The organism is Streptomyces sp. XD-27, from assembly GCF_030553055.1.
GTDB lineage: Bacteria > Actinomycetota > Actinomycetes > Streptomycetales > Streptomycetaceae > Streptomyces.
The window spans coordinates 792,776-819,741 of record NZ_CP130713.1; the positions used below are offsets into that span (position 1 = coordinate 792,776).

A 26,966-nucleotide genomic window follows, 5' to 3' on the forward strand; every position below is an offset into this window, starting at 1 on the left:
ATGATCGGCGCCCCCCACACGCGCTCCACCGAAGCCTGGCCGACTTTCGCCCTGCCGTTCGGGCGATGTGTCATGCCCTGCCGCCGGTCACCCCTGCCCGTTCCGCACCCGAGGACCGATGACTTCCACAGAATCCGAAGGCTCAGGCGAGCCGACGCGACCTCGCCGGCGGCGCACCGTACGGCTGCGCACCCTGCTCATCGGGCTGGCGGCGGTGACGACCGTGGCGATGGGGGCCCAGGTCGCCGTCACCACGGAGCGTCTGCTGCAACAGTCGGAGAACCTGCGCGCCGATGTGGCGGCGGGCGACCGCACCGGCGTCCCCCTGTACCGGCTCATGGTCGAGATGCAGGCCGAGCGCGCGGCGACGGCCGCCTGGTGGGCGGGCTCGAAGGTCTCCCAGGAGGAACTGCGCAAGCAGCGGGCGGCCACGGACCGGGCCGCGGCCGTCTTCCGCCGGTCGGCCGGCCACGGCGCGGCCGAGAGCGAGCGGGCGGACCGCTACGTCGTGGAGGTACGGAACCACCTCGACGAGCTCGACACCCACCGCGGGAGCGCCGACGCCCGCGACGGCAGCGCGGACCAGGTCATCGGCTACTACACCGACGTGATCGACCGGATGATCCGCGTCTACCAGCAGTTCAGCCAGATGGACGACGCCGAGCTCACCCAGGAGAGCCGGCCTGTGGTCGCCCTGCTGTCCGCTTCGGAGCTGCTGGCGCGCGAGGACACGATCCTCGCGCTGTCCGGGCCGTCCAAGCAGCTCGGCGCGGCACGGTTCGCCGAGTTCATCAACACCGTCGGCGCCCACCGCTATCTGTACGACACGTGGATCGTCCCGGAACTGCCCGCCGAAGACCGGAAGACCTACGATCGGATCGCCGCCTCGGACGCGTGGCGGGCCAAGACCGCCATCGAGAACGCGGTCATCACCGACCACACGGACAACGCACACGGCGTCAGGCTGCCCGACGAGGTCGGCGGCTGGCGGGCCGCGCGGGAGGAGATCGCCCCGCGGCTGGCCGAGCTCAACACCGACCGGCAGCGGGGCGTGCTCGCGCACGCCGACGCCAAGGCCGACGAGCTGGAGGCGGAGGTCGCCTGGCTCGTCGCGGGAAGCGGCGGCGCGCTGCTGCTCGTCGTGGTCGTCGTGGTGTTCGCCACCCGCTCGGTGCTGCGCCGCATGAACAGGCTGCACCAGCGCACCGTCACCGTCGCCGAGCAGACGCTGCCGGAGGTCGTGGCCCGGTTGCAGCGCGGGCAGTCCGTCGACGCCGACGCGCTGCCCGGGCCCAGCGGGGAGCGGGACGAGGTGGGGCGCATCAGCGACGCGTTCGCCCGGGTCGTCGCCGTGTCGGTCGACGGGCACCGGCAGCTCGCCGAGGAGCGCCACGGCTTCGGCCTGTTCGCCGCGGGCATCGCCTCGCGTACCGGGAACCTGGTCAGCCGGCAGCTGACCCTCACCGAAGACCTCCAGGACACCTTCGGCCACGACGAGGCGCTGCTGGCGCAGCTGATGAGGTCGGATCAGTTGACGGTGGGCATGCGGCGGCAGATCGAGAACCTCCTCATTCTGACCGGCGGCGAGGTGCCGGACCCGCACACCGAGCCCATGCGCGTGGCCGACCTGCTGCGCGAGGCCGCCGCGGAGGTCGAGGACTTCCGGCGGATCGAGCGGCACGCCCTGGACGAGGTCAGCGTGGAGCCGCGGGCGATCAGCCAGATCAGCCATCTGCTGGCGGAGCTGCTGGACAACGCCACGCGGTTCTCCCCGCCGAGGTCCAAGGTCGTCATCCGGGCGGAGGCCGTCACCGACGGGCTCTCGGTCGAGATCGAGGACCGCGGCCCGCGCGTCGCCCCCGAGCGGTACGAGGAGATGAACGGCCGGCTGCACTCCGCCCCGCCGTACGCGGTGCTGGCGCAGAACGCCCACCGGCTCGGCCTCTTCGTGGTCGGCCACCTCGCCGAGCAGCTCGGGGCCCGGGTCACGCTGCGCCGCTCGGCCTTCGGCGGCACGTCGGCCGTCGTCATCATCCCCTCGGGACACCTGGTGCGGACGGAGCCGCAGCCGTCGCCGGAGCCGCCGGAGCCCGCCCCCGCGCCGCGACCGCGCGGCGAAGGCGAGCGGGAGGTCGTCCGGCACCTGCGGCCCACGCCGGTGCGCCGGTCCCCTGATCCCGAGTCCCCTGCTCCGGACTCCCGTGATCCCGCGTCCCCTGCTCCGGAGTCCGCCGCCGCCCCGTCCCCGGCTCCGCGGCTCCCCGCTCTGCCGTCCCGTACTCCCGCGGAGGACCGCCCCGCACCACCGCCCCTCCCCGAACGGGTCCCGCAGACGCACATCGCCCGGCAACTGCGCGCGCCGCGCGCGGAGGAGACGGTCGGCCAGGACACCGCGACCCCCGAAGAGGTGGCCGACGCCTGGGCCGACTACGAGGACGGCACGCAGACAGTGGAAGCAGAGCTCCGACAGGACAGGCCATGACGACGACACCGAACGACGTGATCTACAGCATCCTGGACAACAACCTCAGCAGGATCGCCGGCATCCAGGGAGCGGTGCTCCTGTCCAACGACGGGATCAGGCTCAGCGCCTACCTGCTGGAACGCGACCAGGCGGAGCGGCTGGCCGCGGCGGCCTCCGGGATCGCGGCCACGATGAAGGCGATATCCCGGGAGGTCGGCGGCGGGCGGGTGATCCGCCAGCTGGTCGAGATGGACGACAGGTACCTGTGCGTCGTCGGGTGCGGCGAGGGCAGCACCCTCATCGTCGTGACCTCGCGCAAGGCCCGGCTCGGGGAGCTGGGCGGCGAGGCCGTACGGACCGCGCAGGCGCTCGGCGAGTGGCTGGGCACGCCGGACCGCGTACGGAACCCCCAGCGGTAATGCCGCAGGAGCCGCAGCGCGGAACGGGCCGCCGGACGCGGCTGTACGCCCTCACCGACGGGCGTACGGCCGTGCCCGACACGGTCCTGACCATGGACACGATGATCACGGCGGCGGACACGGCCGAGGCACGCCATGGCCTGTCCACCGAGTGGCAGGCCGTCCTCGCCATGTGCCGGCCGCCGAACGGCCGGGCGGTCGCCGAGATCGCCGCCCGTATGCACATGCGCCTCACCCCGATGACGCTGCTCCTCGGCGAACTCGCGGACCGCGGCCTGATCCACCACCGGCCGCCGCTGGAGGCCGCCGAGACGTCCAATGTCCACGTGCTCATGAGAATCAGGGACAGCCTTGCCCGTATATGACACCACCGGAGACGACACCGTCGGCCCCGCCGCCGGCGGGGCCGACGCCACCGGCTCGCAGACGGAATCGCCCGTGAAGATCCTCGTCGCGGGGGGATTCGGGGTCGGCAAGACGACCCTGGTCGAAGCGATCTCCGAGATCGAGCCGCTGCGCACCGAGGAGCGCCTGACGACCGCGGGCATCGGCGTCGACGACCTCGACGGCATCGAGTCGAAGTCGTCGACCACGGTCGCGATGGACTTCGGGCGGCTGACCCTCACCGACGCCAGGGTCGTCCTGTACCTGTTCGGCACCCCGGGCCAGGAGCGCTTCTGGTTCATGTGGGACGACCTGCTGCAGGGGGCCCTCGGGGCGGTCGTCCTGGTCGACACCCGGCGCCTGGACCGCAGTTTCGCCGCGGTCGACTTCTTCGAGAGCCGCGGGCTGCCGTTCATCGTCGGGGCGAACTGCTTCGACGGCGAACAGCCGTACACCGCCGGGCAGATCAGGGCGGCGCTGCGGCTGGGCGATCCGGCCACGCCCGTCCTGATGCTCGACGCCCGCTCCCGCGACGACGTCCGCGGCGCGCTGCTGGCCCTGCTGGACCTGCTGATCGCCAGGGCGCGGGCCGCGGCCACCGTCTGAGACGGCGGCCCCGGGACCGGTCAGCGGGTGCGGATGACGACGGTGGTCACGACCTTGTCGTGGAGGCATTGGCGGTTGGGCTTGTCCCAGCAGCACCACAGGATGTTGAGGAGGCCGAGGATCGGGACGATGCCCATCAGGAGGCTGATGGCCCAGCGGCCGAAGGCCTTTCCTCCGGAGATCTTCCCGCCGTCCTCCAGGCGCACGACGCCCAGTCCGCATATCTGCTTGCCGAACGTGGCGCCGCGCGTCGCGAGCATCACCGGCTCGTAGACCGCGAAGGCGGCGACGAAGGCCAGGATGCCCACCATGCGGGTGGCCAGGCTCGGGGCGATGAACGACGGGATGTTCGCCACGATGCAGCCGACCAACACGAAGAGGGCGTCCAGGAGCCGGGCACCCAGCCGGGAGCCCGGGTCGGCCAGGAGGTGCGGGGGCGGCCCGGCCGGTCCCATGGGCATGTACGGGTAGGGCTGCTGCGGATACGGGTATCCGTACGGCGCCTGCGGCGGCTGGTGTCCGTAAGGGGACTGCTGCGGAGGGTAGCTGTTCACAGGCCTTGATCCAACCGTATGCGCACCACCCCTCACAAATCCGTTCGGGACGCGTCCGTCTGTTCCGTGCCGCGCGCCGCGCGCCCGAGCCGGGCGCCGAGGCCGCGCAGGTGGTCGACCAGCGCCTGAGGCTCGTGGACGCGGAACTCGCAGTCGACCAGGGCCAGCCGGAGCGCCAGCCACTCCAGCGAGTCCGCGGCGGTGGTGCGCAGGCGGCAGGCCCGTTCGCCGACCGGTTCCGGGGTGCCCAGCGAGGCGGGCAGGCGGGCGGCCACGAAGGACGCGGGCGCCTCGAAGGTGACGTCCAGCCGGTGCGTGGGCTGGAGCCGGGACAGCGAGCGGGTCATGAACTCCGCCGCACCCCCCGCGGGCAGCTCCCGCGGAGCGAACCGCGCCCCCGTCGCGAAGACCTCGCCGATCCGGTCGACGCGGAAGGTGCGCCAGTCGTCGCGGTCCAGGTCGTACGCGACGAGGTACCACCTGCGCCCGGTCGACACCAGCCGGTGCGGCTCCACCCGTCGGCGGCTCTCCGTACCGTCGCCCGAGCGGTAGCCGAAGCGCAGCCGCTCGTTTCCGGTGGCCGCCGCCGCGATCGCCGTCAGTGTGTGCGGGTCCACGGTCGCGGCGTCGCCGCCGCCGCCCATCACCAGCGGCACCGTCGCCGCCTGGAGGCTGGCGACGCGGTGCCGCAGCCGCGCGGGCAGCACCTGCTCCAGCTTGGCGAGGGCCCGTACGGACGCCTCTTCCACGCCCTCGACCGCGTGTCCGGCCCCGGCCCGCAGCCCGACGGCGATCGCCACCGCCTCCTCGTCGTCGAGGACCAGCGGCGGCATGGCCTTGCCCGCCACCAGCCGGTAGCCGCCGTCGGCGCCCATCGTGGCCTGCACCGGGTAGCCGAGCTCGCGGAGCCGCTCGATGTCACGTCGTACGGTGCGCCTGCTGACGCCCAGCCGGGCGGCGAGCTCGCCGCCGGGCCACTCGCGCGGGGTCTGGAGCAGGGAGAGCAGGGTCAGCAGTCGTGCCGGTGTGGTGTCCGTCATGTCTTTAAGGATGCCGCCCATGTGGGACAAGATCTGACCTATATGGCCTCTAGTTTCGTCGTATGACTTCAGCAGCACCTCAGGCATCCGCCCAGGCGGCCCCGCAGAACGACCGCCGCCGCTGGTTCGCGCTCGCCATCGTGATGACCGCGGCGTTCATGGACCTGGTCGACGTCACGATCGTCAACATCGCCGTCCCGAGCATCCAGCGGGACACCGGCGCCTCGCTCAGCGCGATCCAGTGGGTCACCGCCGGATACGCCCTCGCCTTCGCGGCCGGACTGATCACCGGCGGTCGGCTCGGCGACATCCACGGCCGCAAGCGGCTCTTCCTGATCGGGATCGGCGGCTTCACGGTCGCCTCCGCGCTCTGCGGGCTCGCCCCGAACCCGGAGGTGCTCATCGCCGCCCGGCTCCTCCAGGGGGTGATGGCGTCGCTGATGGTGCCGCAGGTCCTGTCGATCGTGCACGCCACCTTCCCCGCGCACGAGCGCGGCAAGGTCTTCGGCCTGTTCGGCGCGGTCGTCGGGCTGGGCGCGGTGTCGGGCCCGCTGCTGGGCGCGCTGCTCACGCAGTGGAACCTCTTCGGCCTCGCATGGCGGCCGATCTTCCTGATCAACCTGCCGGTCGGACTGATGGGCCTGCTGCTGGGCCGGAAGTACATCACCGAGTCCAAGGCGCCCATGGCGCTGAAGCTCGACCTCGTCGGCGTCGCGCTCGTCACGCTCGGCCTGCTGATGCTGGTCTACCCGCTCACCCGCGGCCACGAGCTGGGCTGGCCGCTGTGGGGGTACGCGTCGATGGCGGGCAGCCTCGTCGTCCTCGGGGTGTTCGTGGCGTACGAGCGTCGTAAGGCGCGCAAGGACGGGTCGCCGCTGGTCGAGCTCTCGCTGTTCCGCGTGAAGAGCTTCGCGGCCGGCATCGCGGTGCAGCTGACGTTCGGCATCGCGTGTGGCATCTTCTTCCTGGTCTGGACGCTGTACATGCAGATCGGGCTCGGTTGGAGCGAGCTGCGCGCCGGGCTGACCGGCATCCCGTTCTCCCTCGCGGTGTCGGCCGCGGCCGGCATGTCCGTGCAGAAGCTGGTGCCGCGCTTCGGCCGGAAGGTGCTCCAGGGCGGTGCGCTGACCATGGCCGCGGGGCTGGTGCTCTACATCTGGGAGGCCGGGCGGTACGGCACGGACATCGCCTCCTGGCAGATGGCGCTCCCGCTGGTCGTGATGGGCGCGGGCATGGGGCTGATCGTCGCCCCGCTGACGGACGCGGTGCTCTCGGAGGTGCCGCGCGAGCACGCCGGATCGGCCTCCGGTCTCATCAACACCACGATGCAGATGGGCAACGCGCTCGGGCTCGGCCTGGTGTCGGTGGTCTTCTTCGGGGCGATCGACGAGGAGCAGCTGTCCGCCGCGCCGGGCACGGCGGGCCAGGCGTTCTCGGAGGCGTTCCAGCACTCCCTGTGGTGGGTGGTCGGTGTCCTGGCGGCCATCTTCGCGGTGATGTTCGCGCTGCCGGCCCGCCCCAAGCAGCACCTTGAGGGCGCGGACGCCGGGCCGGGGTCGGAGGACGCGCAGGCGCCGCGCGCCGACGCCGCGCGGGAGCCGGTGCCGGCCTCCTGAGGCACGGCCTGGGCACCAACGCGCCCGCGTACGAGGCGGCTTCGCCCCGTACGCGGGCGCCGGTGTTCCGGGCCGGCACCGTGCCCCCGCCACGTCGGCCACCGTGGTGGAGCGGCCGAAGTCGTAGGCACTTGGCAGGAGTTCCGCGACGCTCCGGGGGACCTGACTTCCCCTTGGGCCGGGAATTCTTAGACCGAGCGGGGGAATTCACGTCAACGACGCGCGCCGACCTGCGATGGCGCACTCCCACGGCCCATCATGCTGTTATTCCCGCATGGTCGGGAATGACCCGGTCAGGAGTTCCGCTGGTCCACGCGAGGACGCAGCGAGCAGTCGGCACAGCGCCGGGCGGGCCTCCGCCTCGTAACGCGCTCACAGGTTCACCCAGTTCCCCCCAGCGTCTTCTCCCTTGCCCCGCCCCCGCCTTCCGGCCTTCCCGGCGGACAGCCGCCACCGGGAAGCCCCCGCAACGCACCGGCCGGGCCTGCCTCGTGAAGGAGACCGCCATGACCGTCATCGGCCCCACCAAGACCTCGCACCGCCGCCGCCCCGTCCGCGACCGCCACCGGGCCGCCGACACCGATCGCGGCGGGCGCCTGCCCCTGATCGGCCAGTTCGCCGCCGCGGTCGTCTCCGGGGCGGTGCGTGCCCTCGTCGCCTGGCTGCTGGACGCCTGACGCCGGGGCGGACCCGGGCGCCGTGCTCATCGGCCGTTGACGGAGGGCGAGAGCACGGGATCGGGTCCGGCGCCGCGGCCGCGGGTGCGGTAGCTGTCGCCCTGGAGGGCGACGATCTCGGCATGGTGGGCGAGGCGGTCGACCATGGCGGAGGTGACGGCGTTGTCGCCGAAGACCTCCGTCCAGCGGTCCAGGTGCTTGTCGCTGGTGACGATCAGCGAGGCCCACTCGTAGCGGTGGGAGACGAGCCGGAAGAAGAGGTTGGCCGTCTCCGCGTCGAAGGGGACGTAGCCGATCTCGTCGACGATCAGCAGCGCGTAGTCGTCCAGCCCGGCCAGTTCTTCGGCCAGGCGGCCCGCGGCGTGCGCCTCGCTCAGCCGGGCCGCCCACTCGGTGGCGGTCGCGAACAGCACGTCGTGCCCGGCCTGGCAGGCGCGCAGGCCCAGCGCGGTGGCCAGATGCGTCTTGCCGGTGCCGGGCGGGCCGACGAGGAGCAGGTTCTCCCTGGCCTTGACGAAGTCCAGCGTCCCCAGCCGGGAGACGGACTCCCAGTCGAGGGACCGCTGGTGGCCGTGGTCGAACTCCTGGAGCGTCTTACGGGCCGGGAACCCCGCGGCGCGGATGCGGGACTCGGCGCCGGAGGCCTCCTGCGCGGCGGCGAGGCCCTCGGGCCCGGCCGGCAGCGCCGCCGGGTGCTGGGCCGGGAGCAGTGCGGCGAGGCCGCGGGCATGGTCGGAGCCTTCCGTGACGTTCGCACCTCCCGCGCGGGCGGGTCTTGCGGGGCCCGTGCCGCGTGTGTCCATGGGACCGGTCATGTACGCCAGGATCGCGGCTGAGGCGATGAACGCCATGTGGATCACGGTTCCCCACAGCAGGGAGTGCTGGGAGGTGTGGTCGACGTCGACGAACATCTGGAGCAGGTGGACCGAGGAGATGCCCACGATGGCGGTGGCGAGCTTCACCTTGAGCACGTTGGAGTTGACGTGCGAGAGCCACTCGGGCTGGTCCCGGTGCCCCTGGAGGCCGATGCGCGAGACGAAGGTCTCGTAGCCGCCGACGATCACCATGATCAGCAGGTTGGCGATCATCACCACGTCGACAAGCTTGAGGACGGCGAGCATGACGTGGGTCTCGTCGGCGTGACCGCTGATGACATGCCGGACCAGGTGCCACAGCTCGGAGAAGAACTTGACGACGTACACGCCTTGCGCGGCCACCAGCCCGAAGTACAGCGGGGCTTGGAGCCATCGGGTGGCGAACAGCGCGTATCCGAGGGAGGGAGCGGAGTAGCTCCTCAGGTCCGTCTTGGGCGACGCGGGCATGTCGTGACGACGCAACGGCATCTCCAGGGGGGTGGCGTGACAGCGGACGCTCCCGCCATTGTCGGGTCTGTCCGTTGAAAGTCTGAATTCACAACACCCGTTGGAGTGAATAGGAGTTCAGTACGAAAAAGTGACCAAAGGGTGAAGGGTGCACGGTCGACACCGGCCGCCTTGACTTGAACCTTGGTTCATGTCCGAACCTCGTGACACGGCGGGCACCCGGGCCCGCCGACCACGGGTCACCGAAAGCCGAGGCTCCCCCATGCCCCTCACGTCCCCAGCCGCCGCACCGCGCATCGCGGCGCTGGCCTCCGTCGTCTCCCTCGGCTCGATCATGTCGGTGCTGGACGTGACCGTCGTGAACGTCGCCATGCATCCGCTGGCCGAGCACTTCGACGTGTCCCTCTCCACCATCCAGTGGGTGGCCTCCGGCTACTCCCTGGCCCTGGCCGCGGTGATCCCCGTGACGGCCTGGGCGATCCACCGCTTCGGCACCAAGCGGGTCTACATGACGGCCCTGCTGCTGTTCGTCCTCGGCTCGCTGCTGGCCGGACTGGCCTGGTCGGCCGAGTCGCTGGTGGCCTTCCGGGTGGTCCAGGGGCTGGGCGGCGGCATGATCACGCCGACCGGCATGACGATCATGATGCGCGCCGCCACCCCGCGGACCATGGGCCGGATCATGAGCATCATGGGCATCCCGATCCTCATCGGTCCCCTCGCGGGCCCGATCCTGGGCGGCTGGCTGGTGGACTCGTTCTCCTGGCGGTGGATGTTCACCATCAACGTCCCTGTCGGGATCGCCGCGTTCCTCCTGGCCGCCCGGATCCTCCCGCGGACGCAGGGCGCGCCCGGCCGGCGGCTGGACGTCCCCGGCCTGCTGATGCTCTCCCCGGGCCTGGCCGGATTCATCTACGGGGTGTCGACCGGCGCCGAGCGCCGCGACGTCGGCTCGCTCGACGTGCTGCTCCCGGCGCTGCTCGGCGCCGCGCTGGTCGCGGGCTTCGTCGTGCGGGCCCAGCGGTCCCCGCACCCGCTGATCGACCTGCGGCTGTACCGCGACAGGGCCTTCGCGGCCGGGGCGGCGACCCTGTTCCTGTTCGTCGTCGGCTACTTCGGCAGCATGCTGCTGCTTCCGATGTACTTCCAGATCGTCCGGGGCGAGTCCGTCGTGGCCTCCGGGCTCATGGGCGCTCCGTTGGCGCTCGCCGCCGGCGTGACCATGCAGGTCTCCGGACGGCTGTCGGACAAGGTGTCCCCGCGCCTGCTCGTCACCACCGGCATCGCCCTGGCAGCGCTCGGGGTGGCGCTGCTCAGCCTGCACCTGGCCGAGGACGCCGCCTACTGGCGGCTGGCCGGCTCCCTGGCCGTCATGGGGACCGGAGTGGGCCTGACCATGATGCCGACGATGGCCGCCGCCACCCGCGGCCTCTCCCCGGACGACGCCCCGTCGGCGTCGACGGCGCTCCAGATCACCTCCCAGGCGGGGGCGTCGATCGGCATCGCGTTCTTCTCGGTCATGCTCTCCGCCAACGGCACCGGCGGCAGCGCCGTTCCCACCCGGGCCGAGCCGTTCGCCGAGACCTACCTGTGGACCGTGGCACTCATGCTCGCCGCCCTCCTCCCGGCGCTCCGCCTGCCCCGCCGCCGCACGGCGGACCCGGTGGAGCCGGCGGGCACCGCGGTGCGGCCGCCCGTCGAGGACCGTACGGCGGCCCACGTCTGAGCGGAGCGCGCCGCCGCGGCCGGGAGAGCCTCACGCCTCTCCCGGCCGCCACAGCGTGAGCGCGCCGTCCGGCTCGGAGCCGATACGCGTGCCGAAGCCGCGGCTGACCCGGTCCAGCACCGCCCGCAGCCACCCGGCGTCCTCGTCCGAGGCGCGCCACAGCCGCATCCGCCGGGCCTGCAGGACGACGATCCGCAGTCGGCTCAGCCTGCCGGTGCCGGACTCCACCGACACGAGGTACAGCGGCCGCAGGTCGTCCCGGTACTGCGCGTAGCCGGTAATCCCTTCGTAGTCGTCGACGAAGTCGCCGCAGCCGTAAAGGATCAGCTTCCCCTCGTACACCTCCAGCGGGCGGGGGTGGTGCGAGGAGTGGCCGTGCAGCACGTCCACCCCGCCGTCGATCAGCCGGTGTGCGAAGCGGACCTGGTCGCGGAGGACCTCGTAGCCCCAGTTGGAGCCCCAGTGGACGGAGACGACCGCCACGTCGCCCGGCAGCCTGGTCTCCCGTACCCGGTCGACCACGGCGTCCGCGGCGGCGTCCGACAGCTCGGCCACGAGGTCGACCCCGCCGCGGTCGTCCGTCGCCGCCCAGCGCCGCGGGATGCCGCTGGAGGGCAGCCCGACGGAGAACACCAGCACCCGCCGGCCGTCGCCGACGGGGACGATGGCGGGGCGCCGCGCCCGGTCGGCGTCCCGTCCGGCGCCCGCCGTGCGCAGCCGCGCGCCGGCCAGGGTGTCGAGGGTCTCCTCCAGTCCGGCGTGGCCGAAGTCCAGGACGTGGTTGTTGGCCAGGACGCAGACGTCGGGGCGCGCGGCGGCCAGGCACGGCACGTTGTCGGGGTGCATCCGGTAGTGGATGTCCTTGCCCGGCGCGAAGGTGTCGCTCCGCGTGACGCTGGTCTCCAGGTTGATCACCCGGGCGTCGGGGGCGGCCTCGTCGAGCACGGCCAGCGCGTCGCCCCAGGGCCAGGAGAAGTCGGCCGGGCGCGGAATCGGCCCGTTCGCCGCTTCCGCCAGGTCGACGTAGACGCGGGCGTCCTTGACCCAGTTCTCCCGCAGCACCGGGTCGCCGGGATGCGGAAGGATCTGGTCGACGCCGCGGCCGAGCATCACGTCACCGCAGAGGGACAACGTGACCAGGTCACCTCGCACTCCCCCAGGCTAGGACCGTATCCCGGGATCCCCAACCGCGGCGGCGCGGCCGTCCCCGGTGCGCGGGCCCGGGCCCGCGGGCGCTCAGGACTCGTCGACCATGGTCGGCAGGTCTCCCCGCTTCGTGCCCATGTCGATCACGGAGAACGCCGCTCCCTGCGGGTCGGACAGCGCCGCGAACCGGCCGAACGGGGTGTCCATGGGCCCGAAGCGCAGGATCCCGTCGCGCTCGGCGGCCCGGGCCACCGCCGCGTCGCAGTCCTCGACGCCGAAGTACACCTGGATGTACGGCGGGATCTCGGGCGGGAACTCGTCCCCCATCTTCATGCGGCCCAGGACGGGGTCGCCGCCCAGTTGGAAGATCTTGTAGTCGATGGCGTCGTCCGCCATGCGCTGGACGCGGAACGGGAAGACGGCGGGGAAGAAGGCGTCCGGCTTGCCGGGGTCGCGGGTGAAGACCTCGGCCCAGCAGTACGCGCCCGGCCCACCGCTCTTCTCGAAGCCCTCGTGGGTGCCGGCCTGCCACACGCCGAAGACCGCGCCGCTGGGCTCCCGAGCGAGCAGCATCGAGCCGAACTCGCCGACCCGCATCGGCTCCATCACCACCTGGCCGCCGTGGTCGCGGATCCTTCCGGCGGTGGCGGTGACATCGGGCGACGCGAAGTACAGGCACCAGGCCGACTGGCCTTCGCTGCCGGGCATCGGGGGGACGACGGCGGCGACGGCCTTGCCGTCGGAGTACGCCTGTGTGTAACCGCCGTACTCCGAGGCGCTTTCCCCGAAGGTCCAGCCCAGCACGTGCCCGTAGAAGCTCTTGGCGCCCTCCACGTCGGCGAACATCGCGTCGGCCCAGCACGGGGTGCCTTCCGGTGGTGCGGCCATGGCTTCGCTCCCTGCTGCTCGGTGGGTGGATGTCCTGGCTTTTCACGCTAGTCAGTCCGCCGCCGCACCGCGCGGCAAGCCGGCCGGCGCGCGGCCGCCGCGGCCGGGCCGCTCACCGCCGGGGCGCTTCAGAGCGGGCCGAAGAGCCAGTTCCCGGGGGTGTGCGGCTCCTCGCTGGTGTAGTACTCCTCGACCGCGCGGTGGATCTCGCCGCGGCTCAGCATGCCGTCGCCGTCGGTGTCGAGCCGGGTGAACGCCTCCGCGAGGCTGTCGGGGAACAGCGCCAGGGTCTTGGCGTACATGGTGATGAAGTCGTCGAGGCTGATGCGCCCGTCCTTGTCGCTGTCGCAGATGTCCAGCCACGCCTCCAGCATCTGCGTCATGCGGCCGAGGAACCCTCGCGGTCGACGTCCACCGCTCGCCGCACGCCGGAGCGGAACTCCTCCCGGTCGATCGTCTCGGTGCCGTCCGTGTCCATGTTCTTGAGGTCGGCCTCCCACAGCGCGGCGAAGGCGCGCTGCAGGCGTTCGATGGGACCTTTGGCGTCCACGTCGAATGCCCCGCCCAGTCTGCCGGCCAGCACCAGCAGGTCCTGCTCCTCCAACTTCCCGTCGCCGTCGGCGTCGAGCATGTCGAACGAGCGGTCCAGCTTGATGTCGAGAACGTTCTCGTCGTCGGTCATGTGCCTCACCTTGGAGCGGGGTCGGTCGGACGGGAGTGGGGTCTGCGCGGTTTTCCGCCGCAGAACTCATTAGGTTGCGGTTGTGAACTACCCGTCCCGGTTTACCTCGTACGCCCCACGAACGAGGGAATCCGCGACTAACGGTCCGCGGCGGGGTGCCGGTAGCGACGGGTGTTCGACGTCCACGCGTACACACCGGTGATGAGATCGGCCGTGCCGTCCAGATACGACCGGGCGGCCGGATGGGCGGCCGTCAGCCTGGTGCGCGACTCGGCGCTGTCCCGCAGCAGCCGGTGCACCTGGCCGCGGACGGCCGCGATCGCCTCGTCCCGCCGCAGCCCGCATCGGGCCTGGAGGATCCGCACCATGTTGAACGGCTGGGCCCGCCGTTCCTCGCGTTCGAGCGAGAAGAGGTCGTTGATGTACGTCGCGGCGTCCGCGGTGTTCGCGCGCAGGCGCCGGAAGAGCGGGTCCTCGAAGAGCGCCGGGGGCAGTTCCTCTCCGGTCACCCGCTCCAGCATGTTCATGAAGGGGTACAGGCAGCTGGAGTGGCGGCGCAGCCGGATGCCCTCCTCGACGGTGGGCACGGTCCCCGCCTCGCGGTGGGCCGCTTCCTGGACGAACGTCACCAGGCAGTCATCCCATTCGCCGGCGGCCCGATCCCGCCACGCGCCGGTCATGTCATGGGCCTGCCGGTGCCACAGATCCCGCCATGCCGGCTCCGGACCGGTCCGCGCGTCACCGGTGGGCGGCCGGCTCGTGCCGGCGGCGCGCAGTACGGCGGTGAGCGGCGTGACGAGGGCGCGGGCCGCCGCGACCGACCGGCCGGCCGGCCCGTCGAACAGGTCGTCCACGACGGTGAACCAGCTCAGGATGTCCACCAGCAGGTCGAGGTCGGGTCCCGCGACGTGCGGATAGGAGGAGACGATCAGCCGCGGCAGGTCGAAGGAGAGGTGCCGGCGCAGTTCCTCCTCGCCGGCGAGGAGCTGGTGCCGCGCGATCCAGGCGGCGTTCTTCCGCGCGGCGTGTGCCGTTCCGGCGCTCGCCGGCACGTCCGGCAGGGGAAGGTCGAGGCGCTGTCCCACGGTGCTTTTCCTGAATGGCTGGCGTATCGCGTCGCTGACGTGTCGCATCGCTGGCGGAGACCGCATCGGGGGGCGGGGGGCTACCGGCGCGGGGCGACCGTGACGTGCAGACCCTGGGCCTGGACGGTCGTCCAGACGACCTCGCGCGCCCGGGTCCCGGGGACGCGGATCAGCTGCCAGCGGCTGAGGACGGTCGCCGCCGCGACGACGAGTTCGGCCAGGGCGAAGGTGTCGCCGACGCACTTGTGCCTGCCCGCGCCGAAGGGCAGATAGCCGTGGCGGGAGGGGTCGCCCGCGCCGGATCCGGGCGGTGGGCGGTCGGGGTCGAAGCGCAGCGGGTCCGGGTGGCGGGCGGGGTCGCGGTGGAGTGCGGTGAGGCTGTAGAGGAGTTCGGTGCCGGCCGGGACGCGGTAGCCGCCGAGCCGCAGGGGCCGGGTCGCGATGCGGGTCAGGAAGGCGTTGGGGGTGTGGAGCCGGAGCACTTCGTGGATCACGCGCCGGGTGTACGTGAGCCGTTCCACCGTGTCCGCGCCGAACTCCTCGGCGCCCGCGAGGTGTTCGTCCACCTCGGCCTGGACCCGGGCGTGGATGTGCGGATGCTCCAGCAGCTCGTGGAAGAGCCAGGCCAGTGTGGTCGAGACGGTCTCGGTGCCCGCTCCGAGCATGGTGACGGCCTCGGACCGCACATCCCGCTCGCGCAAGCCTTCCCCGGTCTCGGGGTCGACGGTGGCCCGCAGGACGGAGAGGAGGGTGTCGGATCCCGGCTCGTGGTCCCGGACCACCTGGTCGACCACCCCGTTCAGGGCCGCGACGGCCGCCGTGAAGCGGCGGTTGACCGGCAGCGGCAGCCGGGCCAGCACCGGCCAGGGGTACAGCGAGTGCAGGATCTGCCCCTTCACCACCTCCGGCAGGGCCCGCTGGAACGCGGTGGCGGCGCCGTCCGGCAGCCGGGTGCCGAAGAGCACCGAGGTGACGATCTCCAGCGCGAGGTGGTGGGTCTCCACGCTGACGTCGAGCACCTGGCCCGGCCGCCACCGGTCGATCCGCTCGCGCACCACGTCCCGCATCACGGGGACGTACCGGGTGATGCGGCCCTGCGTGAACACCGGCTGCACGGCGCGGCGCCGGAAGCGGTGCAACGTTCCGTCGGTCATGAGCAGGCCGTCCCCGAAGGCTCCCTTGAGCGTCTCGTGCACCGAGCCGCGCGGACAGGCGTGCGCGTGGGTCACCAGCAGGCTGTGCACGAGCGCCGGGTCGGTGACGACGTACACCGGCCGGGTGCCGAGGCGGATCCGCACCACACCGCCGAGCCGGGAGAGCGAGGCGAGGAAGCCGAGCGGGTCGCGCAGCAGCGGCAGGGCGTGGCCCAGACCGGGGATCCGGCCGGGGGCCGTCACCACGAGGGGGCCGCTGGACGCGATCACGGTGCCCACGCGTTCACCTTCCACGACTGGGGGGGTCGTCATACAGATACTCACCGTGAAAGAAGATCAACCGAACAATCCGGCTCTTTCAGCACTTCGGGGATGACTTCGCACATTCATCCGCCGTGGGCGGTAACCGGTCCGCCGGCAGGGGGAGTTGATACAGGGCGCCGCGGCACGGACGGAAGGCGCGGGTGGACGGCGCACCCGGACGGCGGCGGCGGAGCAACGTGACATTGTACGCTGATGATCCGCGGCAGCACGGAGGAATCACATGGGGCACCTGAAGCAGACCAACCTCATCACCGCGCAGGAACGGCTGCGTGACCAGGTCGCCCATGCCCTGCGCGCCGCCCTCATCTCCGGCGAGCTCCGCCCCGGCGAGGTCTACTCCGCGCCGGGGCTCGCGGCGGACTTCGGCATCTCCGCCACCCCCGTGCGCGAGGCCATGCTCGACCTGGCGCGCGAGGGCCTGGTCGAGCCGGTGCGGAACAAGGGCTTCCGGGTCACCGAGGTCAATGAGCGCGACCTCGACCAGTACACGGAGATCCGTACCCTGATCGAGGTCCCGACCGTCGGCCGGATCACGCGCAGCGCCCCGCGCGAGGCGCTCGAGGCGCTCCGCCCCGTGGCCGAGGAGATCGTCCGCGCCGCCCGTGAGCACGACCTCATCGGCTATCTGGAGGCGGATCGCCGGTTCCACCTCACCCTGCTCGGCCTCGCCGGCAACGAGCGCCTCGTCGAGGCCGTCGGAGAGCTGCGCAAGCGCTCCCGGCTCTACGGCCTGACGGCACTCGACGAGCGCGGGGAGCTCCTGCCGTCCGCCGAGGAGCACCTGGAACTCCTCGACCTCATGCTGGCCGGCGATGTCGAGGGCGCGGAGGCGTGCATGACCCGGCACCTGAGCCATGTCCGCTCGCTGTGGGCCGCGGGCCGCGAGGAGCGGGGGAAGCGCCCCAAGCGCGCGCTGGGCACGGGCTGACGGCGCAGCGAGGGTCGCGCCCGCCGACATCGGCTCAGGCGACGCGGGCACCGCGCCCGCCGACGGCGGCTCAGGTGACGCGGGCTCCGCGCTCCGCGGCGTCGTCGCCGGTCTCGGCGCTCTCCTCGTTCCCGACGGTCCCGGCGCTTTCCGTGGGCGTCGGCCGCTCCGCGCGGGAGCGGCGGCGCGAGACCGCCACTCCGGCCAGGCACAGGGCGCCACCGGCCAGCGTGAGTGGTCCCGGGACCTCGTCGAGGACCAGCCAGGACATGAGGACGACCAGCGCAGGGACCACGTAGGTCGTGGCGGCCATCCGGCCCGCGGTGGTGCGGGCCAGGGCGAAGGCCCAGGTGGTGAAGGCCAGGGCGGTGGGGAAGACGCCCAGATAGAGCATGTTGAGCGTCGCGGACAGCGGGGCGTGCGCGGCCTCCGTCACGAGCGTCCCGGCGAAGGGCAGGCAGGCCACCGTCCCGATCAGGCAGCCGAACGTGGTCACCTGGAGCGCCCCGGTGTGCCGCAGCGCGGGCTTCTGGGAGACGGCACCGGCCGCGTAGCACACCGCGGCCAGCAGGCAGAGCAGGACGCCCAGGACGGACGCGCCGCCGCTGTCGGATATGGAGACGCCCACCACCACCGCCCCGGCGAAGGACACCGTCATGCCCGCCAGCAGCTGCCGCGGCAGCCCTTCGCCCAGCAGTCGGCTGCTCAGCAGCGCGATGAGGATCGGGCCGATGTTGACGACCATGGCCGCCGTGCCCGCGTCGACCTCCCGCTCGCCCCAGTTGAGCACGACCATGTAGGCGCCGAACCACAGGAGTCCCGAGCAGGCGATGCCCGGCCAGGCGGCCCGCGGCGGCCACCCCGTGCGACGTACGACGCTGATGGCGGCCAGCACCAGCGTTCCGGCGAGCAGCCGCCCCAGTGCCAGCGCTCCCGGCGAGTAGGCGGAACCGGCGCTGCGGATGGAGACGAAGGCCGAGGCCCACGACACGACGGTGACGCCTGCCGCGGCCAGCGCGAGCCATTCCTTGTGACGGCCGGTGTCCGGCGAAGTTCTCATGTGCTGACGCTATGGCCGATACCTTTCGGCGCTCAACGAAATATGCCGCGGCCCCGCCGGAGCCCTCAACGGGGCGGCGGGGCCGCGGCCTTGTGCGTGCCGGCTGCGCCTGTGCGGGTCAGCCGAGAGCGGGCGCCTCCTGCCGCGCCGTCACCTCGGCCTCGGCTCCGGTCGCGCGCGGAGTCAGGGCCCGGTGGGCCAGGACGCCGAAGACGATCGCGAAGACTGTCCACAGCACGGCCTGGATGGCCAGCGAAGCCAGCCGGAACTCCCACAGCACGTCGGCGGGGAAGGAGTCCTTGACGGCGTCGCCGTTTCCGGGGAGGAACACGAACGCGAGGGCCACGGCGGCGATGAAGCCACCTCCGGCGGCCAGGGTCGCGTTCCAGTTCCCCAGACGGGGTGCCAGCCGCCGCCCGAGGATGATCGCGGCGACGCCCAGCAGCACGCTGAGCAGGATCATCAGGAAGAACAGCGTGGTGCGCTTGCCGATGGTGTCCGGGTTGCCGACCGCGGGTGGCGTGGCCGGATATTTCAGGAACGGCACCAGGTAGACGGTGGTGAAGGCACCGGCCGCCGTCAGGGCCGCGGTCGCGCGGGCGCTGAACCGGCCCGCGCGGCCCAGCGCGAAGCAGAACGCCAGGGACGCGATGCCGCCCAGCGCGACCCCGTACACCAGGACGCCGGTGGCCAGACCGGCCGTCGACTGGGTCGACCGGCTGACCAGTTCCTCCTCTTCCTCTCCGGCCGGCTCGGCCGCGTCGCCGTGATGGCCGGCGTGCCCGCCGGACTCGGCATGCCCGCCGTGTCCGGCGTGCGCCGCGGGTGCGGACTGGGCCTCTTCCACCGCGATGGCGTCGTCGACGGGCGGTTCACCCACCGCATAGGCCACCGCGAAGGCGAAGAGTCCGGCGATCAGGCCCGCGAGCATGCCGCGGACCAGGAGTCCTCTGACAGTAGAGGCGTACACGTACGTCGCCTCTCAGTGGCAGGGGAAGCCGAGCAGATGACGTCCGTCGTGCACCCACTCGTGCACTCCGGCGCCGGAGAAGACGGAGGTGGCGCCCTGCTCGGCACCGACGAAGTACAGCGCGACGAGCATCAGGACGCCGACGAACACCGCCCAGGGCAGGACGGCGCGGACGGGCAGGGCCGCCGGCGCGGAAACGGACGGGGTGGATACGGCAGCGGAGACGACAGCCTCGGCCATGTCAGATACCTCCTTGGGGAACACGCGTCCCATACGGTGGTGCGCGACGACGGTCCACGGGTCTGACTCACCGCGGCGTCCCCCCTGGTGGGGCCCGCATACGGCTCACAGTGGCGCGACCGTGCCGGAGTTCCACCGGACTTCCGTCTCGCCGTCGTCGAAATTGTCGCCGTGACCGTACCGCGACACACGGTTTCGGCCAACCCCTTGAGTCCTGTATCACTACCGTGCGCCCCCATGGCGCCCCCCATGAGTAAGGTGCCGCGAGCGAAATGGCAGCAAAAGAAAGGGAAAGGACGGCGATGACGGTACGGGTCACTCTGGTCTCCCCCGCGACGAGCGAGGCGCTTCGGGAGGTCCGGTTCGACCACGACAGCCCGCTGGATCCGGCCGGCCTGGCGCACGCCGAGGCCGCGGCGGGCGCGTTCGGCACGGACCGCCAGGCGTACGCCTCGCCGGGCCTGCGCTGCCGCGAGACCGCGCGGGCTCTCGGGCTGGCCGCCGAGCCGCTGGCCGAACTCGCCACCTGCGACATGGGGCGCTGGCGCGGGCAGCGGCTGGACGCCGTCGCGGCGGCCGAGGAACAGGCCGTCGCGGCCTGGCTGACGGACCCGACCGCCTCGCCCCACGGCGGTGAGTCGCTGCGGGATGTCCGCCTGCGCGTCGGGGCGTGGCTGGACTCCTTGCCCGACGCCCTGCCCGACGGGGGCGGTCGTGTCGTCGCCGTCGTGGAGCCGGACGTCGTGCGCGCCGCCGTGGTCCACGTCCTGTCGGCGCCCGACCTCGCCTTCTGGCGCGTGGACGTCCGCCCGCTCACCGCCACCGAGCTCAGCGGCCGCGCCCAGCGTTGGAACATCCAGTGCGGACGTCTTGTGAGCCGATGAGATTTGCCCCACCGTTCTCCCGACGGCCATTGGCAGAGCACTCTCCCGTCGACACGGACCCGCAGAAACGTTCAAGGCTTCTCCCGAGCCCGACCGTTCCATGACGACCCCCAGAGGACCCTCACTCATGGCTGAACTCAATCGGCGGCGCTTCCTCCAGATCGCCGGCGCGACCGCGGGCTACGCGGCGCTGTCGAGCAGCATCGACCGCGCCGCCGCCATCCCCGCCAAGCGGCGCTCCGGCACCATCGAGGATGTCGAGCACGTCGTGGTGCTGATGCAGGAGAACCGTTCCTTCGACCACTACTTCGGCTCGTTGAAGGGCGTACGCGGGTTCGGTGACCCGCGCCCGGTGACGCTGCCCAGCGGCAAGTCGGTCTGGCACCAGCAGGACGGCACCAAGGAGGTGCTGCCCTACCACCCGGACGCCGAGGACCTCGGCATGCAGTTCATCGCGGGCCTCGACCACGACTGGGCGGGCGGCCACAAGGCCTGGAACAACGGCAAGTACGACCAGTGGATACCCGCGAAGTCGGCGGGCACGATGGCGTATCTGACCCGCCAGGACATCCCGTTCCATTACGCGCTCGCCGACGCGTTCACCGTCTGCGACGCCTACCACTGCTCCTTCATCGGCGCCACCGACCCCAACCGCTACTACATGTGGACGGGCCACACCGGCAACGACGGCAAGGGCGGCGGCCCCGTCCTGGGCAACCAGGAGGCCGGATACGACTGGACGACGTATCCGGAGCGGCTGGAGCAGGCCGGGATCTCGTGGAAGATCTACCAGGACATCGGCGACGGGCTGGACGCGGCGGGCCACTGGGGCTGGATCGAGGACGCCTACCGCGGCAACTACGGCGACAACTCGCTGCTGTACTTCAACAAGTACCGGAACGCCAAGCCCGGTGACGCGCTCTACGAGAAGGCGCGCACCGGTACCAACGCGAAGGCCGGCGACGGCTACTTCGACCGCCTCAGGGCCGATGTGAAGGCCGGGAAGCTGCCGCGGGTCTCCTGGATCGCCGCCCCGGAGGCCTTCAGCGAGCACCCCAACTTCCCCGCGAACTACGGCGCCTGGTACATCTCCCAGGTCCTGGACGCGCTGACGTCCAACCCCGAGGTGTGGAGCAAGACCGCCCTGTTCATCACCTACGACGAGAACGACGGCTACTTCGACCACGTCGTGCCGCCCTTCCCGCCGGGCTCCGCCGCCCAGGGCCGGTCCACCGTGGACACCGCGCTCGACTGGTTCGGCGGCAACACGAGCTACGCCGCCGGCCCCTACGGCCTCGGCCAGCGCGTCCCCATGCTCGTCGTCTCCCCCTGGAGCACCGGCGGCTTCGTCTGCTCCGAGGTCTTCGACCACACCTCGATCATCCGCTTCATGGAGCGCCGCTTCGGCGTGCAGGAGCCGAACATCTCCCCCTGGCGGCGCGCCATCTGCGGCGACCTGACCTCGGCCTTCGACTTCGGGCTCAAGGACACCCAGCCCGCCGCGCTGCCGGCCACCGACGCGTACGAGCCGCCGGACCACGAGCGGCACCCCGACTACGTGCCGAAGCCGCCCGCCAACGGGTCCCTGCCGAAGCAGGAGGCGGGTTCGCGCCCGGCGCGCCCGCTGCCGTACGCGCCGCTGGTGGACGCCTCCGCCACTGCCTCCACGGGCCGCATCACGCTCACCTTCAGCGGGGGCGGCAAGGCGGGCGCGCAGTTCTACGTCACGTCGGGCAACCGCACCGACGGCCCCTGGACCTACACCGCGGCCGCCGGCAAGACGATCTCCGACACCTGGAACTCGGCGTACTCGGGCGGGAAGCACGACCTGACGGTGCACGGCCCCAACGGGTTCCTGCGCGCCTTCAAGGGCTCGGGCACCGCGGCGGGCCCCGAGGTGACCGCGCGCCATGTCGCGAGCAGCGGCAACGTCACGCTGACCATGAAGAACGCGGGCACCGCCGACGTCCACCTGACGGTCACCAACGCCTACGACGGCCGGAAGGACACCTTCACGGTCCGCTCGGGGGCGACGGTGACGCACACCGTCGACCTGCGCGGCACCAAGCGCTGGTACGACCTGTCGGTGGTGTCGGACGCGGACGGCGCGTTCCTGCGCCGGTTCGCCGGGCACGTCGAGACCGGTGCGCCCGGCGTGAGCGACCCGGCGATCATCACGGGCTGACCGGCGGCGGGGGCGCGGCGGCGACCGGCTTGCGGGCCAGCACGAAGCCCTGGGGCGTACGCTCCGGGAAGTCGCCGTCGTCGTCTCGCTCCTTCAGCGTTCGGGCACGTACCGTCAGGCCGGCCCGGGTCAGCAGCTCGGCGACCCGGTCCGGCCGCCGCCGGTGGAAGTCGAGCGCGATCGTCTGCCCGAACGCCTCCGCCAAGTGCAGCGGCTCGTCGCCGACCTGGAACCCGAGCAGCACGTGGCCGCCCGGCGCCAGCACCCGGTGGAACTCGGCGAACACCTCCGGCAGCCGCTCCCATGGGACGTGGATGGTCGAGTACCAGGCCAGGATTCCGCCGAGGCCGCCGTCCGGCAGGTCCAGGGCCAGCATCGACCCCTCCGCGAACCGCAGGCCCGGGTGCGCCCGCCGGGCCACGTCGAGCATCCCCGGCGACAGGTCGACCCCGAACACGTCGACGCCCAAGGCGTGCAGATGGGCCGTCACCCGGCCGGTGCCGCAGCCGATGTCGGCGACCGGTCCGGCGCCGGGGGCGGTGACGAGCTCGGCGAAGCCGGCGAGCAGGGCCCGCTCCAGCGGCTTGGTGGCGAGTTCGTCCCGGGCCCACTCGGCGTAGTCGGCGGCCACGGCGTCGTAGGAGGCTCGGGTGGTACGCAGGAAGTCCGGCTCGGTCATGGACCGGCACCCTACTGGCCGCCGGGGCGGCCGCCCGGCGCGGGGGGGGCCTCAGCAGCCGGGGGCAGTAGCCGGGGGCGGTAGCCGGGCGATCAGTAGCCGGGGGGCCGGGTCTCCTGGTCGGTCTCCTGGTCGTCGTCCGGCTCGGCGCGCGTGATCTTGTCGCCCGCCGGGTCGAGCACGAACCATTTGGCGCCGAACTGGTCGAGCCCCTGGCCTTCGGTGTCGCCGGGCTCGTCGTCTTCCACGTAGTAGTACAGCGGGTGGCCGTTGTAGACGACCTCGGTCTTGCCGTCGCTGCGGGTCGTGGTGGCGAGCTTGCCCGCGTCCACCCCCTCCCCGGCCTTGGGCTTGCCGGACGTGATCAGGGGCGGCCACGCGGCCGCGCATCCGCCGGAGCACGTCGACCGGTCCGAGGTGTCGGCCTCGAACAGGTACAGCGTGCGGCCGCTGCCGTCGGTCAGGATCCGGCCGAGGTCGCCGGAGCGTACGGTCACGGTGGCCGCCCCCTCGGAGGCGGGCGGGCTGGTGGGAGGAGCGGTGGTCGTGGTGGCTCCGGTGGCGGTCGGCGTGGGGGGCTCTGTCGTGTCCTCGTCGCCGTTACCGTCACCGTCGCCGCATCCGGCGCATACGGCTGCGAGCAGAGCGGCGGTGACCATGAGGCCGGGCCTGGCGGGGTGCTTCATCACGGGCTCCTGCGGAATCACGGGCTCCTGCGGACCGGGGACCGCACTCCCTCCACTACGGGGCAACTCCCCGGGGGCGGCAATTCCGGTGGCCCGTCCGGGGCACACCCAAGGCCCGGGGTGCGCGGTCCGCCACGCTCACGACGCCGTCCGCCCCCCCTCAGGGCGGGAAGCCGTGCCGTCCGTACAGGCGGACGAACCTCGCCCAGGTGAGGAGCTGCCGACGCGTCAGCCCCGCGCCGGTGCGCTCGAACGCCACGACCTCCTCCTCGCCGCCCGGTCCGATGGGCTGGACGAGGCGGCCTCCGGTACGGAGCTGTTCGACCAGCGGCGGAGGGACGTGCGGGAACGCCGCGGACACGACGACGGCGTCGTACGGGGCGCGGTCCGGCACACCGCAGCTGCCGTCCCCGACGCGCAGTTCCACGTGCCGGATCCCCGCGCGGTCGAGATTGCGCCGCGCCTGCTCGCTCAGGTCCGGCCACCTCTCGATGCTCACGACATCGGCGGCGAGGCGGGCGAGCAGCGCCGTCTGGAAGCCGAGGCCCGTGCCGACCTCCAGGACGTGCTCGGTTCCGCTCAGGCCGAGGCCCTCGATCATCCTCGCCGACAGCGAGGGCTGCGTGGTGACCTGCCCGTGCGCGATCGGCACGGGCTCGTCGCGGTAGGCGAGCGCGACGTGGCCGGTGGGGACGAACCCCGCGCGCGGCGTCGCGCGCACGGCCGCGAGCACGCGCCGGTCGGCGATGCCGGCCGTGCGGAGGGCCCGGACGAGGTCTTCGGGGGCGGCGGGCGCGGCCATGGCGCCGCCTCAGCGGCCGCCCCGCCTGGGCGGGTCCGGCCGCATCCGCCAGTTCACGGTGCGGTTGACGTCCGAGGGGGTGACGATCCCGACGAGCCTGCGGCCCTCCAGCACCAGCGCCGGATGCTCGCCGCCCGGTTCCGTGCGCGTCAGCAGGTCCGCCAGCGGATCGTCCGGTGCCACCACCGTGACCTGCGACAGCGGCAGCATGATCGCGCCGACCTCGATCGCGCCCCGCCGGTCGTCGGGCACCCGTTTGGCCGCGTCCACGGTCACCAGTCCGGCCGGCGCGCCGTCGTCGTCGGCCACCGGGAAGGCCGAGTGCCGGTACCGGTACCGCGGCTCCGCCAGGAACTCCCCGACCGTGAGCCCGATCGGCACGGTGACCGGGTCCGGTGTCATCGCCTGCCGTACCGGAATGCCGGCGAGGACCGCCTGGTACCGCGCCTGCCGTCCTTCCGCCGAGGCGGCCGCGACCAGGAACCAGCCGATGAGCGCCAGCCACAGGCCGCCGACCGCGCCACCGCGCAGGAACAGGTACAGGCCCGCCACGACGAGGAACCAGCCGAAGACCCGCCCGGCCGCGGTCGCCCCGGCGGTCGCCCGCGCCCGGTCGCCCGTACGCCACCACAGGAAGGCGCGCAGCAGCCGGCCGCCGTCGAGCGGGGCGGCGGGGATGGCGTTGAAGGCCGCCAGGAGGATGTTGATCGCCGCGAGCCACGTCACCGCCTCGACGGCGAGCCCCGCCGCGGACACCGCGTCGAGCAGCCACGCCACCAGCGCGAAGAACCCGCCCGCGAGGAGGCTGACCAGCGGGCCGACCCCGGCGATGCGCAGCTCGGCGCCCGGCGTCCTGGCCTCCGCCTTGATGAGCGCCGCGCCTCCCAGCAGCCACAGGACGATGTCCTCCACGTCGATGCCGTTGCGCCGGGCCAGCGCGGCGTGCGCGAGTTCGTGGGCGAGCAGCGAGGCGAAGAACACCACGGACGTGGCGAGCCCGACCGCCCAGTACACCGGCCAGGGATGGCCCGGGTAGGCGTCGGGCAGCCGGCCCTGGGCGAGGCCGAGGGCGATGAGCGCGAAGATGACCAGGACGCTCCAGTGCACCCCGATCCGGACCCCGGCGATCCGCCCCAGTACGAACGTCGCCCGCACGGCACTTCCCACATGTCCCTACCGTGGCCCCGAGGGGCCGCGGACAGATGAGGCGAGGAGGACTACCCACTTCTCGCGGGTCCGGATTGCGCGGTGCACGGTATCTCTCCGCTACTCCGCGTCTGTTTAGTCCTCCTCGTCACTTTCAGTAAAACCGACTGGGCCGTTCCGGTCCAGCGGAGTCGGCGTGGCCATGGCGACCTGCGCGGGAAGCGGTACCGGGCCGGGGCCCGTAGGCTCCGAAGCATGGTGCGCGACAGCATGCGCGACTCCGGCGGTGGCACGAGCTCGGTCGCCTGGGTGGTCGAGCGGCCCGGCCCCGTGGCCTCCGCGCCGCTGCGGCTGCTGGAGCGCCCGGTCCCGGCGCCCGGGCCGCACGCCCTGCTGCTGGAGGTGCTGGCCTGCGGGGTGTGCCGTACGGACCTGCATCTGGCCGAGGGCGACCTGCCGCCGCGGCGACCGCGCTGCACCCCCGGCCACGAGATCGTCGGCCGCGTGCTGGCGGTCGGGGCCGCCGCCGAGGGGTTCGCCCCGGGCGACCGGGTGGGCGCCGCCTGGCTGGCCGGGACCTGCGGCGTGTGCCACTTCTGCCGGACCCGCCGGGAAAACCTGTGCCCCCGCTCCCGGTACACCGGCTGGGACATCGACGGTGGCTTCGCCACCCATACGGTCGTCGACGCCCGGTACGTGTACCAGCTGCCGACCGGCTGGCCCGACGCCGAGGCCGCGCCCCTGCTGTGCGCGGGCATCATCGGCTACCGGGCGCTGCGGCGCGCCGATCTGCCGCCCGGCGGGCGGCTGGGCATCTACGGGTTCGGCGCGTCCGCCCATCTGACCGCGCAGCTCGCCATCGCGCGCGGCGCCACCGTGCACGTCGTCACCCGGGGGGAGCCGTCGCAGCGGCTGGCGCTCGAACTGGGCGCGGCCTCGGCCGGGGCGGGCCCGCCTCCGGAGCCGCTGGATGCCGCGATCCTCTTCGCTCCGGCCGGCGAGCTGGTGCCGGTCGCCCTGGAGGCGCTGGACCGGGGCGGGACGCTCGCGGTCGCCGGGATCCACCTCACGGACGTGCCCCGCCTCGATTACGCACGCCATCTGTTCCAGGAGCGGACGCTGCGCAGCGTGACCGCGAACACCCGCGAGGACGGCCGCACCTTCCTGGCCGCCGCAAGCGAACTGCGCCCCACGGTCCGCGTGGCCCGCTACCCCTTGGACGGCGCCGACCGCGCCCTGACCGACCTGGCGGGCGGCCGCGTCACCGGGGTGGCGGTGCTGACGCCGGACGAGGGCTGAAGG

The 26,966-nt window shown here is 72.6% G+C and carries 27 protein-coding genes and 1 riboswitch; of the genes, 11 read left to right on the forward strand and 16 right to left on the reverse strand.

Features of this window, described 5'->3' with window-relative positions:
- The first annotated feature begins 118 nt into the window (after positions 1 to 118).
- The 4 genes from Q3Y56_RS03340 (at position 119) to Q3Y56_RS03355 (ending at position 3,873) form a co-directional block, all read left to right on the forward strand.
- Complete coding sequence (locus Q3Y56_RS03340; protein ID WP_304460471.1) at positions 119 to 2,482, forward strand: sensor histidine kinase; 2,364 nt, start codon at positions 119 to 121, stop codon at positions 2,480 to 2,482.
- Complete coding sequence (locus Q3Y56_RS03345) at positions 2,479 to 2,883, forward strand: roadblock/LC7 domain-containing protein (protein ID WP_304460472.1); 405 nt, start codon at positions 2,479 to 2,481, stop codon at positions 2,881 to 2,883. Before Q3Y56_RS03340 ends, Q3Y56_RS03345 begins: the two co-directional genes overlap by 4 nt.
- Positions 2,883 to 3,248, forward strand: a complete 366-nt coding sequence (locus Q3Y56_RS03350) for a DUF742 domain-containing protein (RefSeq protein ID WP_304460473.1) — start codon at positions 2,883 to 2,885, stop codon at positions 3,246 to 3,248. The genes Q3Y56_RS03345 and Q3Y56_RS03350 overlap by 1 nt, the downstream gene beginning before the upstream one ends.
- Before the next feature lie 73 nt (positions 3,249 to 3,321).
- Positions 3,322 to 3,873: an ATP/GTP-binding protein gene (locus Q3Y56_RS03355; protein WP_304465459.1), complete on the forward strand. Its 552-nt coding sequence runs from the start codon at positions 3,322 to 3,324 to the stop codon at positions 3,871 to 3,873.
- A gap of 20 nt (positions 3,874 to 3,893) precedes the next feature.
- Here Q3Y56_RS03355 and Q3Y56_RS03360 read toward each other — a convergent pair whose 3' ends face one another.
- On the reverse strand, positions 3,894 to 4,427 hold the full coding sequence (locus tag Q3Y56_RS03360; protein ID WP_304460474.1) for an RDD family protein: 534 nt from the start codon (positions 4,425 to 4,427) through the stop codon (positions 3,894 to 3,896).
- Positions 4,428 to 4,459: 32 nt separating this feature from the next.
- On the reverse strand, positions 4,460 to 5,467 hold the full coding sequence (locus tag Q3Y56_RS03365; protein WP_304460475.1) for a YafY family protein: 1,008 nt from the start codon (positions 5,465 to 5,467) through the stop codon (positions 4,460 to 4,462).
- A 62-nt stretch (positions 5,468 to 5,529) separates the two neighbouring features.
- Between Q3Y56_RS03365 and Q3Y56_RS03370 the strand changes: the two genes are divergently transcribed.
- Both Q3Y56_RS03370 and Q3Y56_RS03375 read left to right on the forward strand, forming a co-directional pair.
- Complete coding sequence (locus Q3Y56_RS03370; RefSeq protein WP_304460476.1) at positions 5,530 to 7,083, forward strand: MFS transporter; 1,554 nt, start codon at positions 5,530 to 5,532, stop codon at positions 7,081 to 7,083.
- Positions 7,084 to 7,589: 506 nt separating this feature from the next.
- Positions 7,590 to 7,760, forward strand: coding sequence for a hypothetical protein (locus tag Q3Y56_RS03375; protein ID WP_304460477.1), 171 nt, complete (start codon positions 7,590 to 7,592; stop codon positions 7,758 to 7,760).
- A gap of 26 nt (positions 7,761 to 7,786) precedes the next feature.
- Here Q3Y56_RS03375 and istB read toward each other — a convergent pair whose 3' ends face one another.
- A complete protein-coding gene (istB, locus tag Q3Y56_RS03380; protein WP_304460478.1) occupies positions 7,787 to 9,082 on the reverse strand; it encodes an IS21-like element helper ATPase IstB in 1,296 nt (431 codons plus the stop codon).
- Between the two features lie 262 nt (positions 9,083 to 9,344).
- Here istB and Q3Y56_RS03385 point away from each other — a divergent pair, with 262 nt between their 5' ends.
- The gene (locus tag Q3Y56_RS03385) at positions 9,345 to 10,805 is read left to right on the forward strand and encodes a DHA2 family efflux MFS transporter permease subunit (RefSeq protein ID WP_304460479.1); all 1,461 of its coding nucleotides are present in this window, start codon (positions 9,345 to 9,347) and stop codon (positions 10,803 to 10,805) included.
- Between the two features lie 30 nt (positions 10,806 to 10,835).
- On the opposite strand, the gene Q3Y56_RS03390 is transcribed toward Q3Y56_RS03385, so the two are convergent.
- From Q3Y56_RS03390 to Q3Y56_RS03415, 6 genes are all read right to left on the reverse strand, one after another.
- Positions 10,836 to 11,957, reverse strand: coding sequence for a CapA family protein (locus tag Q3Y56_RS03390; RefSeq protein WP_304460480.1), 1,122 nt, complete (start codon positions 11,955 to 11,957; stop codon positions 10,836 to 10,838).
- Between the two features lie 84 nt (positions 11,958 to 12,041).
- Positions 12,042 to 12,839, reverse strand: coding sequence for a VOC family protein (locus tag Q3Y56_RS03395; protein ID WP_304460481.1), 798 nt, complete (start codon positions 12,837 to 12,839; stop codon positions 12,042 to 12,044).
- Positions 12,840 to 12,967: 128 nt separating this feature from the next.
- Positions 12,968 to 13,222: an EF-hand domain-containing protein gene (locus Q3Y56_RS03400; protein WP_304460482.1), complete on the reverse strand. Its 255-nt coding sequence runs from the start codon at positions 13,220 to 13,222 to the stop codon at positions 12,968 to 12,970.
- Positions 13,219 to 13,521: an EF-hand domain-containing protein gene (locus Q3Y56_RS03405; protein ID WP_304460483.1), complete on the reverse strand. Its 303-nt coding sequence runs from the start codon at positions 13,519 to 13,521 to the stop codon at positions 13,219 to 13,221. The genes Q3Y56_RS03400 and Q3Y56_RS03405 overlap by 4 nt, the downstream gene beginning before the upstream one ends.
- Positions 13,522 to 13,658: 137 nt before the next feature.
- On the reverse strand, positions 13,659 to 14,606 hold the full coding sequence (locus Q3Y56_RS03410) for a terpene synthase family protein (RefSeq protein WP_304460484.1): 948 nt from the start codon (positions 14,604 to 14,606) through the stop codon (positions 13,659 to 13,661).
- A gap of 80 nt (positions 14,607 to 14,686) precedes the next feature.
- A complete protein-coding gene (locus Q3Y56_RS03415; RefSeq protein ID WP_304460485.1) occupies positions 14,687 to 16,039 on the reverse strand; it encodes a cytochrome P450 in 1,353 nt (450 codons plus the stop codon).
- A 265-nt stretch (positions 16,040 to 16,304) separates the two neighbouring features.
- On the opposite strand from Q3Y56_RS03415, the gene Q3Y56_RS03420 reads away from it, so the two are divergent.
- On the forward strand, positions 16,305 to 17,012 hold the full coding sequence (locus Q3Y56_RS03420; RefSeq protein ID WP_304460486.1) for a GntR family transcriptional regulator: 708 nt from the start codon (positions 16,305 to 16,307) through the stop codon (positions 17,010 to 17,012).
- A gap of 70 nt (positions 17,013 to 17,082) precedes the next feature.
- Here the strand turns inward: Q3Y56_RS03420 and Q3Y56_RS03425 are convergent, their stop codons facing one another.
- The 3 genes from Q3Y56_RS03425 to Q3Y56_RS03435 form a co-directional block, all read right to left on the reverse strand.
- Positions 17,083 to 18,072, reverse strand: coding sequence for a DMT family transporter (locus Q3Y56_RS03425; RefSeq protein ID WP_304460487.1), 990 nt, complete (start codon positions 18,070 to 18,072; stop codon positions 17,083 to 17,085).
- Between the two features lie 118 nt (positions 18,073 to 18,190).
- A complete protein-coding gene (locus Q3Y56_RS03430; protein ID WP_304460488.1) occupies positions 18,191 to 19,042 on the reverse strand; it encodes a CbtA family protein in 852 nt (283 codons plus the stop codon).
- 12 nt (positions 19,043 to 19,054) lie between these two features.
- Positions 19,055 to 19,282 (reverse strand): CbtB-domain containing protein, encoded by a 228-nt coding sequence (locus Q3Y56_RS03435; protein WP_304460489.1) that lies wholly within the window; start codon positions 19,280 to 19,282, stop codon positions 19,055 to 19,057.
- A gap of 60 nt (positions 19,283 to 19,342) precedes the next feature.
- A riboswitch (cobalamin riboswitch) is annotated at positions 19,343 to 19,427 on the reverse strand.
- Between the two features lie 157 nt (positions 19,428 to 19,584).
- Here Q3Y56_RS03435 and Q3Y56_RS03440 point away from each other — a divergent pair.
- Positions 19,585 to 20,166 carry a histidine phosphatase family protein gene (locus Q3Y56_RS03440; protein WP_304460490.1) on the forward strand — a complete coding sequence of 194 codons (582 nt, stop codon included), beginning with the start codon at positions 19,585 to 19,587 and terminating at the stop codon, positions 20,164 to 20,166.
- Positions 20,167 to 20,293: 127 nt separating this feature from the next.
- The gene (locus Q3Y56_RS03445; protein WP_304460491.1) at positions 20,294 to 22,351 is read left to right on the forward strand and encodes a phosphocholine-specific phospholipase C; all 2,058 of its coding nucleotides are present in this window, start codon (positions 20,294 to 20,296) and stop codon (positions 22,349 to 22,351) included.
- Here the strand turns inward: Q3Y56_RS03445 and Q3Y56_RS03450 are convergent.
- From Q3Y56_RS03450 to Q3Y56_RS03465, 4 genes are all read right to left on the reverse strand, one after another.
- Entirely contained in the window at positions 22,341 to 23,030 is a 690-nt protein-coding gene (locus Q3Y56_RS03450; RefSeq protein WP_304460492.1) for a class I SAM-dependent methyltransferase, read from the reverse strand. The genes Q3Y56_RS03445 and Q3Y56_RS03450 overlap by 11 nt on opposite strands.
- A 92-nt stretch (positions 23,031 to 23,122) precedes the next feature.
- Complete coding sequence (locus tag Q3Y56_RS03455; protein ID WP_304460493.1) at positions 23,123 to 23,716, reverse strand: hypothetical protein; 594 nt, start codon at positions 23,714 to 23,716, stop codon at positions 23,123 to 23,125.
- Positions 23,717 to 23,876: 160 nt separating this feature from the next.
- Positions 23,877 to 24,518, reverse strand: coding sequence for a protein-L-isoaspartate(D-aspartate) O-methyltransferase (locus Q3Y56_RS03460; protein ID WP_304460494.1), 642 nt, complete (start codon positions 24,516 to 24,518; stop codon positions 23,877 to 23,879).
- A 9-nt stretch (positions 24,519 to 24,527) separates the two neighbouring features.
- Entirely contained in the window at positions 24,528 to 25,685 is a 1,158-nt protein-coding gene (locus Q3Y56_RS03465) for a site-2 protease family protein (RefSeq protein WP_304460495.1), read from the reverse strand.
- 234 nt (positions 25,686 to 25,919) lie between these two features.
- Here Q3Y56_RS03465 and Q3Y56_RS03470 point away from each other — a divergent pair, with 234 nt between their 5' ends.
- Positions 25,920 to 26,963 carry a zinc-dependent alcohol dehydrogenase family protein gene (locus tag Q3Y56_RS03470; protein WP_304460496.1) on the forward strand — a complete coding sequence of 348 codons (1,044 nt, stop codon included), beginning with the start codon at positions 25,920 to 25,922 and terminating at the stop codon, positions 26,961 to 26,963.
- Positions 26,964 to 26,966: the final 3 nt, after the last annotated feature.